This is a genomic window from Acinetobacter sp. HR7, from assembly GCF_000773685.1.
In the GTDB taxonomy this organism is placed as follows: domain Bacteria; phylum Pseudomonadota; class Gammaproteobacteria; order Pseudomonadales; family Moraxellaceae; genus Acinetobacter; species Acinetobacter thermotolerans.
In genome coordinates this window covers 25,449-33,720 of sequence record NZ_JPQO01000180.1, presented here as the reverse complement: position 1 = coordinate 33,720, position 8,272 = coordinate 25,449, and the positions used below count along the sequence as shown (strand labels likewise).

The following is an 8,272-nucleotide window of genomic DNA, read 5'->3' as shown; positions in this document are numbered from 1 at the left end:
AAGACATAAAAAAATGAGCGTATTTACATACACTCATTTTTACTACATTTTTCTAATATTTGCTTAACTGACTGGCATTACTCAATTGGGGTGCTTTTTTATTTTCGAACATTGACCCAAATGTCCTTATAAAAATATACAAATGTAATTTATTTAAAATCTGCAATCTGGTTAAAATCTTTATACCGATAAAAGTCAAAAATAGTAACGGTGCTTTGCACGCAAAACAAAAAATCGAAAAATAAACGGAAGGCTTTAGATGAAAATTCAATATTGGATGGGGTTGGCACTGTGTGTTATTCAAGGCTTCGCGAATGCAGCGGACATTAGCGGTACATGGAAAGCCATTGATGACAAAACCGGCTACGCACGCGCAGATGTTGAAATCAGCAAACTCGAAGACGGCACCTATACCGGCAAAGTGGTTCGTATCCATGCTATTCCTAATCGCCCGGCAAATACCCATTGCACTAAATGCAAAGGGGAACTCAAAGATGCCCCTATTTTAGGTTTATCTATCTTGAGCGGTTTGAAACCGAGTCCCAACAAGAGAAATGAATTTATCGATGGCTCTATCCTGGATCCACTGAACGGCAACGTGTATAAAAGCAAGGGAACACTGAATTCACGCGGGAATGTACTGACCTTGCGTGGCTATGTCGGCACCCCGATCCTGGGACGTACGGTATCTTGGGTCAGAGCCCATTAAAGTCCTATTTCATTGATTTACAATAATTCCTGCTGTCTAGATAAGGTCTGAATTTATCTAGGCAGCGTTTCGCTCTTTATTTTTCAATTTCCTGATCACTTAAATTTTAACTTGGTCGCATATTCCCTATTTAGTGTGATTTTTCATCAGACTTGGCTCTAATTTTATTCACTTTTATTGAATTATTTTCTGGTAATTAATCTATTTTTCACGCTATATTAATCCCATAATATTTTTATGGTTTTATTTTAAAGCGGCTTTTTTGAAATCAATTGGGGGATATATGGCTATGAAATTCAAACTGTTCGGTTCCATAATTTTTGCAGCAGTAAGTACTATCAGCCTCGCGGCTTCTACTAATAGCGATCCCCTAGTCGGGCACTGGAAAACTATTGATGACCGTACCGGTTACTCCCTAGCCGATGTAGTCATTAGTAAGGATAGTCAGAACCGTTATATCGCCAAGATTGTACACGTGCGTGAAATCCCTGGGGCGGCCCGACAGCAGACCTGTAGCCAATGCAAAGGTGCACTCAAGGATCAGCCACTAGTGGGATTGACCATGCTGAAAGGACTAAGCATCAATCCGGACAATGAACAGGAATTTATTAACGGCACCCTGCTCGATCCAGTTTCCGGTCAGGTTTATCAGGCACGCGCCCGCTTAAAAAATAATGGCCGTCATCTGGCGATTCACAGCCGCACTGAAGGTGCACCGGTCGGCCGCAACATGACCTGGATCAAAGAATAAAAAATATTTTAAAGTTTTTAAAAGCCCATTTTGGGCTTTTTTATAAGCCAAAAGCTAGACTCAGCACCAAGAACAAGCACTCCACTTTGCATAGCTGTGTGGCTATTTCTATGATCAGACGAAGTGTGGCCTAGATAAAATCCCAAGATAACAATTACTTATTCTTAGGTGCTAGCCCTTAGGATGAGCTTTGTCATGATTTGAAACAATAAGGTACAAATCTGCACTGTTGTGACTCACCAGAACTGATAATAATGACTTGAACACGGTTATTTTTTATCCATTACTATGTTCAGATCGCATGACCTCTTATTGCACCGATCTTCTGGCTCATTCACTGCATGTAGCCATTGCATATGGATATTGCCAAAAAACAATAAACTCGATGAATTCTTCTTTGACATTTTCCGCAACAGATTCCTAGTTGTTACAAATTCCCTGAATTGCAAAGCACAGCAATTACACCAGCAGCTGCTTAAATTCACTTTTAGCTGCATTGGTATGATCAGCACATCCATTCATCGTGCTGTATCTATATTGAATCATGGGCAATCAGATTCTCAGTACGCTTTTACTCAATACCCATCCACACATACATCGAATCTGGTTCACAGCTATGACTTCAGTTTCAACATTCAAGGAGCAGGCCATGACTACCATTCAATATAATGAAAGTTTTCCTAACGGTTCTAATAGTTTCATTCCTCCTGAAATCATGGATGACTACCAGTTTGACCTGAAGCATTTTGCCGATGCCTGTGGTCAGAGTCCTGAATGGGTTATGCAACTGATTGAACATGGCATCTTGCCGAACCGTGATCAGAACAATACTTACCGTTTTCTAGGTGAAGATATCACCCGTGCACAACGTGCTTACCGGCTGCAACGTGACTTCGATGCATCCTTTAGCGCTGTCGCCATGATGCTGGATCTGATCGATGAAGTTCAGGAACTGCGTCGTGAAGTAAAGCATTTACATTTCAAATAATCTATTTACCCCCTGTTCTGTCTCAGTCTGTGCTGAGACGGCATAGGGATGATTTACATTCTTTTTTAGGTTAGCAACTCATTATGAAAACCAGAGACTGCAATAAAAAATTGAAACATATGTTCCCGGAATACCGTGATCGGATTGTTCAGATGCGTGATGAAAATCCCTATTTCGCACAGATTTTCGAGGAACATGGTGAATTGGATCGGCAAATTGCACAGCTCGAATTGGATCCCGTGAATCATATCAATACTGATATTGAAGCGATTAAACGCAAGAAACTGAAACTCAAAGATGAAATGTACCGCTTACTGAGGAGTTCTGAAGCCAATCCTTTAAGCTAAACGATGAAGGAATAGACCGAATTGTTTTGATAATCGAAATTTTAAAAATGAGGTCAACAACACCTCTGCCAATATTTAAATATTGTTCACTTAATTGATTATCCAAAAATGCATATAAAAAAGCCCGCAATTAATGCGGGCTTCTTCAGACTTAAAAAGCCATCGAATTATGCTTGTTCGATGTCTTTCATGGTCAGTTTGATACGACCACGGTTGTCTACGTCAGCAACCTGTACTTTCACTTCTTGACCTTCTTTCAGAACGTCTGCAACATTGGCAATACGCTCATTCGAGATTTGAGAAATGTGCAGCAGGCCATCAGTACCTGGCAAGATGTTGACGAACGCACCGAATTCAACGATACGAATCACTTTACCTGCATAGATGGTACCTGGCTCAACTTCAGCAGTCAGCGCTTGGATTTTCGCAATCGCAGCTTGTGCAGCAGCTTTGGTTTCACCGAATACGCGTACTGTACCATTGTCTTCAATATCAATCGCAGCTTTGGTTTCTTCAGTGATTTGACGAATCGTCGCACCACCTTTACCGATCACGTCACGGATCTTGTCAGGGTTGATGTTGATCACTTGGAAAGTCGGCGCAAAGATTGAGATTTCTGGACGAGCACGTGAAATCACTTGGTTCATGGCATTCAGGATGTGCATACGACCTGCATAAGCCTGGTTCAATGCAACCTCCATGATCTCTTCGGTAATCCCTTCGATCTTGATATCCATTTGCAGTGCAGTAATACCATTGGCAGAACCTGCAACTTTAAAGTCCATATCACCAAGGTGGTCTTCGTCACCCAGGATGTCAGAAAGAACCGCGAAACGCTCGCCTTCTTTCACCAGACCCATTGCGATACCTGCAACTGGCGCTTTCAGTGGAACACCTGCATCCATCAGTGACAGAGAAGCACCACATACAGAAGCCATAGAAGATGAACCGTTAGATTCAGTAATATCAGATACCACACGAATCACATACGGGAAGCGGTCAGCTGGTGGAAGCACAGCTTGTACACCACGACGCGCCAAACGACCGTGACCGATTTCACGACGTTTAGGACCAGATTCACGACCAGTTTCACCTACAGAGTATGCAGGGAAGTTATAGTGCAACATGAAATTGTCAGTTTTGGTACCTGCAAGGGTATCTACCATCAACGCATCACGAGTGTTACCCAGTGTAGTAGTGACTAATGCCTGAGTTTCACCACGAGTAAACAGTGCAGAACCGTGAGCACGGTCTAATACGCCCACCTGGATGTCCAGTGCACGAACAGTTTTGGTATCACGGCCATCGATACGTGGCTTACCAGACAGGATGTTGTCACGTACAGTACGGTATTTCAGGTCTTCAAACAGTTCATTCACTTCGTCAGCCAGACCAGTTTCGTCACCTTCTGGAACGAATTGAGCCAGTGCTTCTGCTTGAAGTGCATCAAGCGCAGCATAACGCTCTTGTTTAACAGCGATGGTATATGCTTCAGAAATTTTCGCTTCGAAAGCTTCTTTCAGTTTGGCACGAAGTTCTTCATTTTTCTGTGGAGCAACCCAGTCAGATTCTTTTGCACCAGCAGCTGCAGCAAATTCTTTGATCGCTTGGATTGCAATTTGCATTTCGTCATGACCGAACAAAACTGCACCCAGCATTTGGTCTTCAGACAGTTCTTTCGCTTCAGATTCAACCATTAGTACTGCAGATTCTGTACCTGCAACAACAAGGTCAAGATCAGATTGAGCCAATTGTTCAAAGCTTGGGTTTAGAACGTATTCACCATTGATCAGACCAACACGTGCTGCACCGATTGGACCACGGAATGGAGTACCTGCAATCGCAAGTGCTGCAGAAGTACCCAGCATCGCAGCGATATCAGCTTCCATAGTCTTGTCAGAAGAGACAACTGTCGCAGTGACTTGGATTTCGTTGTAGTAACCTTCTGGGAACAATGGACGGATTGGGCGGTCGATCAGACGTGAAATCAGTGTTTCAGCTTCAGATGCACGGCCTTCACGCTTACCATAACCACCCGGAATACGGCCTGCTGCGTATTGTTTCTCTTGATAGTTCACTGTCAGTGGGAAGAAGTCCTGACCTGCTTTAGCAGTAGGTGCCGCCACAACAGCAACCAGTACCGATACACCACCCATAGTGATCAATACACTGTTTGCCTGGCGCGCAACACGACCAGTTTCTAGAACCACTTGGTGTTGACCAAACTGGAATTCTTTACGAACAATATTAAACATCGACATGTTTTATTTTTTCCTGATTTTATTCTAGTGGAGACCCCTAAGGTTTGGCATTCACACCCAATCGGTTGAGTAAATGACAAAGCTTAGAAGCCGACCTCACTAGAAATAAACACTATTTTTAAACACAAAGAAGGAGCGAAACATTCGCCCCTTCCCCAAGCCTAGCCAATGGCCAAGCCAACTTTAGTTTTCAGTAATACAGCACAATGCATGCAATAAACCCGAAAATAAAGCTTAAATCGAATTAACGACGTAAACCTAAAGCACCGATCAAAGCAACATAACGACCGTGGTCTTTACCGTTCAGGTAGTCAAGCAGCTTACGACGTTGGTTAACCATACGGATCAGACCGCGACGGCTGTGATGGTCGTGTTTGTGCTCTTTAAAGTGACCTTGTAAGTCATTGATTTGAGCAGTTAAAAGAGCTACTTGAACTTCTGGTGAACCAGTGTCGTTTTCAGCGCGAGCGAATTTAGCGATGATCTCTGCGCGATCTGCGTTTGTTAAAGCCATTCGATTTCTCCGAGATGCTTATGTATCTTGATAAAAATCAATGTAATGAGAATTCAGAACACTGACTGCCGTGCATCACTACAGCAAGTTGCATATTTTAAGGGAATTTGTATGGGATTGCAAAAATAGATCGATCTTTCGACAGCTGATCTGCTTCAGTTCTGCAGCAGAGTAAAATATCCCCTCGCCAGCTTTAATCTCTGCATTTAATCCTTTCGAATTTTTTAAAATCAATTGCATGTAAAAGACATGTGCAAATTCGCTTGCTATAGGCTGAAGTTATAAGGCTCATCTAATAGAAAGAATAAGGATAGCAAATTCAAAACAAAAAAATCCCGAGCTGGGCTCGGGTTTCTTGTGCGCTGTAGTTTCTTCTTTTTTCGTTATTATTTTTATTCTTTATTATTGTTATTACGCTGTTTCGCGCTTTTATTTTTATTATTGTTTATAAAAACTTATCCTTGTTTTTATTCACTGTCCTTGTGTCATTGATTTTGCCACAATGGAAATTCGCTGATAGAAGCATTTTTCGTATCATCACGTAAGCATTTTCGTACATTAATTAACCAAAATCCCCCATAATATTGCACATTTAACACTTTCTTACTTAGCTTATGCCAACCAGTTCGCACATTTAAGCAAGCTCAACAATTGGAAAGTTTATGGCACCTTTCCAATATCTCAACCAATAAAAAAGCCTTGTAGTCTCTCCCAAAACTACAAGGCTTAGCGGCTGTAAGTTTCCTCTTTTATTCCTTACATCATGTAAGTTCGCTGTCTCTCGACTTTATTGTAATTGTTATGCGATTTTACCCAACTTTCCTTGTCGAGCTCTTTATGCCGCTCATCTTCTCAAAAACTGCCAGGCAGCTCTATCCGCAAATCTCCTGAATCCATGTAAGCAAATGCTTACATTAGCTGCTCAATTTTCACCAGATAGATTACAACACTGTTCAATAATTTTTTGACTTAATCCACTGCGACGTGTGGTTCTTAGGCTTAAGGATTGCTTGAAGGCCTCACGATCCACCAGCAATGTCACCACTTTTTTCGCACGGGTAATGGCTGTATAAATCAGTTCTTTACTCAGCAAATTACTTGCCTTATGGTCCAGCACCACAGCAGTATGCCGGAATTCCGAACCCTGGGATTTATGAATGGTTAAAGCAAATGCCGTTTCAATACTTTTTGGCAAACGTGTTGCCAGTACCCATTTTTCCAGGCTCGGGAAATAGACTTCAAACCGACGCTGCCCCAGATGTTCACGCAGAAAACAGATGCCGATATCACCATTGGATAGTCCAAGCTGATAATCGTTATAGGTCATCATCACCGGACGCCCGATATACCAGTCACCCTGCTTGACCTGCCCGGTCGCGGTGAGCAAAAGCTGTTCAATCTGCTGATTCAGTTTAGTCAGGCCAAAAGTGCCATGCCGAATCGCGGTCAAAATACGGTAATCATCAAAATGCTGAATGATCTGCTGCACAAATGCATTAAAGTCTTGGTCACCCTTCCCGGCTTTTAGTGCCTGTAGATAACCCTGATAGCCATACATCAGCTGATCATAATAAGCCTGTGCATCATTCAGCAGAATATTTTCAGGCAGGTATTGCAGCTGTACATGATCAATTTCGATCTGTTGTAGGTCAATCGCATGCAGCTCAGAGGGCACAACGATCTGCTGTTCAAACTCGGTCAGCAGATCATGCTCAGGATCAGCATCCTGAATAAAATGTGCCAGTGCGCCAATGCGGGCCCCTTCAGCAAAGCGACGCGTGGTAATCAGATTGACCCGGTTATCGGCCAAAGCTGGTACTAGCTGCAGATCAGCCAATACCGTGCCCACATCCACAGAAGCTAACTGGTTGGCATCACCCAGTAGGATTAAGCGAGCACCATCCGGTACTGCAGCCAACAGCATTTGTGACAGACTTAAATCAAGCATAGAAGCTTCATCAACGACGATCACGTCATAAGGCAGTGGTTGTCGGGCATGGAACCTTGGCTGTGCAGTCGTGCCCAGGCCTAAGAGTCGGTGCAAGGTCACCGGCTGAAGCTGTTTCAGCGTTTCCAGATCAAACTGAGCCAGTGCCGGACTGCTTAAGGCATTTTGCAGCGCTTCTTTCATCCGTTGTGCCGCCTTCCCGGTCGGTGCGGCCATAGCAATCCGGATCTCGGGCAGACTTTCATTCAACACGGTAATGATATGCGCCAAGGTATAGGTTTTCCCGGTGCCCGGCCCACCAGTAATAATACTGAAACCTTTACTCGCCACCATTTCCAGTGCTTTCTGCTGCTGTGGATCGGAAAGCAGGCTTAGATGCCGTTCACTCAAGGGAACAGCTTTTAACTGCTGAGATTTAATCCGTGCTACATGTGCTGCGACGACCTGTTCCAGTTTCCAGTAGCGGTACAGGTACAGCTGCTGATCCTGAAAAATAAAAGGTGCAATCGCTTGCTGATCAGTTTCGCCACGGCGCACCAGATTGTGCAGCAAGGTAACTTGATCTTCTGTTGCATCGATACAGCTGTTGCCATTTTGCATGGCTTCCAGCACGGCATGCATAAGCAGTTTGGCTTCATCACTGAAGCTGGCCGAGCTAAATGGCGGCTGACATAAATGCTCGATCCATGGCATCAAGGGCGAAGCCAGCTGTGACACGTGATTTTGCTTATTTTCCACACAGTTATCCTCAAAG

At 43.4% G+C, this 8,272-nt stretch carries 7 protein-coding genes; 4 read left to right on the top strand and 3 right to left on the bottom strand.

The window, feature by feature from the left end:
* The first annotated feature begins 277 nt into the window (after positions 1-277).
* The 4 genes from GW12_RS09935 (at position 278) to GW12_RS09920 (ending at position 2,795) form a co-directional block, all read left to right on the top strand.
* Entirely contained in the window at positions 278-709 is a 432-nt protein-coding gene (locus GW12_RS09935; protein WP_227504163.1) for a DUF2147 domain-containing protein, read from the top strand.
* A gap of 283 nt (positions 710-992) precedes the next feature.
* The gene (locus GW12_RS09930; RefSeq protein WP_227504162.1) at positions 993-1,460 is read left to right on the top strand and encodes a DUF2147 domain-containing protein; all 468 of its coding nucleotides are present in this window, start codon (positions 993-995) and stop codon (positions 1,458-1,460) included.
* Positions 1,461-2,109: 649 nt separating this feature from the next.
* Entirely contained in the window at positions 2,110-2,448 is a 339-nt protein-coding gene (locus GW12_RS09925; RefSeq protein WP_034587041.1) for a chaperone modulator CbpM, read from the top strand.
* A gap of 83 nt (positions 2,449-2,531) precedes the next feature.
* Positions 2,532-2,795, top strand: a complete 264-nt coding sequence (locus GW12_RS09920) for a YdcH family protein (protein WP_034587039.1) — start codon at positions 2,532-2,534, stop codon at positions 2,793-2,795.
* Positions 2,796-2,962: 167 nt separating this feature from the next.
* Here GW12_RS09920 and pnp read toward each other — a convergent pair whose 3' ends face one another.
* The 3 genes from pnp to recD form a co-directional block, all read right to left on the bottom strand.
* Complete coding sequence (pnp, locus tag GW12_RS09915) at positions 2,963-5,050, bottom strand: polyribonucleotide nucleotidyltransferase (protein WP_171077697.1); 2,088 nt, start codon at positions 5,048-5,050, stop codon at positions 2,963-2,965.
* Positions 5,051-5,300: 250 nt separating this feature from the next.
* On the bottom strand, positions 5,301-5,570 hold the full coding sequence (gene rpsO, locus GW12_RS09910; RefSeq protein WP_004637724.1) for a 30S ribosomal protein S15: 270 nt from the start codon (positions 5,568-5,570) through the stop codon (positions 5,301-5,303).
* Positions 5,571-6,492: 922 nt separating this feature from the next.
* Entirely contained in the window at positions 6,493-8,256 is a 1,764-nt protein-coding gene (recD, locus tag GW12_RS09905) for an exodeoxyribonuclease V subunit alpha (RefSeq protein WP_034587037.1), read from the bottom strand.
* Positions 8,257-8,272 lie beyond the last annotated feature (16 nt).

Excerpts from the sequence above, each read along its gene's own strand:
- GW12_RS09935 (WP_227504163.1), top strand. The coding sequence starts at position 278 with ATGGGGTTGGCACTGTGTGTTATTCAAGGCTTCGCGAATGCAGCGGAC.
- rpsO (WP_004637724.1), bottom strand. The coding sequence starts at position 5,570 with ATGGCTTTAACAAACGCAGATCGCGCAGAGATCATCGCTAAATTCGCT.
- GW12_RS09925 (WP_034587041.1), top strand. The coding sequence starts at position 2,110 with ATGACTACCATTCAATATAATGAAAGTTTTCCTAACGGTTCTAATAGT.
- pnp (WP_171077697.1), bottom strand. The coding sequence starts at position 5,050 with ATGTTTAATATTGTTCGTAAAGAATTCCAGTTTGGTCAACACCAAGTG.
- GW12_RS09920 (WP_034587039.1), top strand. The coding sequence starts at position 2,532 with ATGAAAACCAGAGACTGCAATAAAAAATTGAAACATATGTTCCCGGAA.
- GW12_RS09930 (WP_227504162.1), top strand. The coding sequence starts at position 993 with ATGGCTATGAAATTCAAACTGTTCGGTTCCATAATTTTTGCAGCAGTA.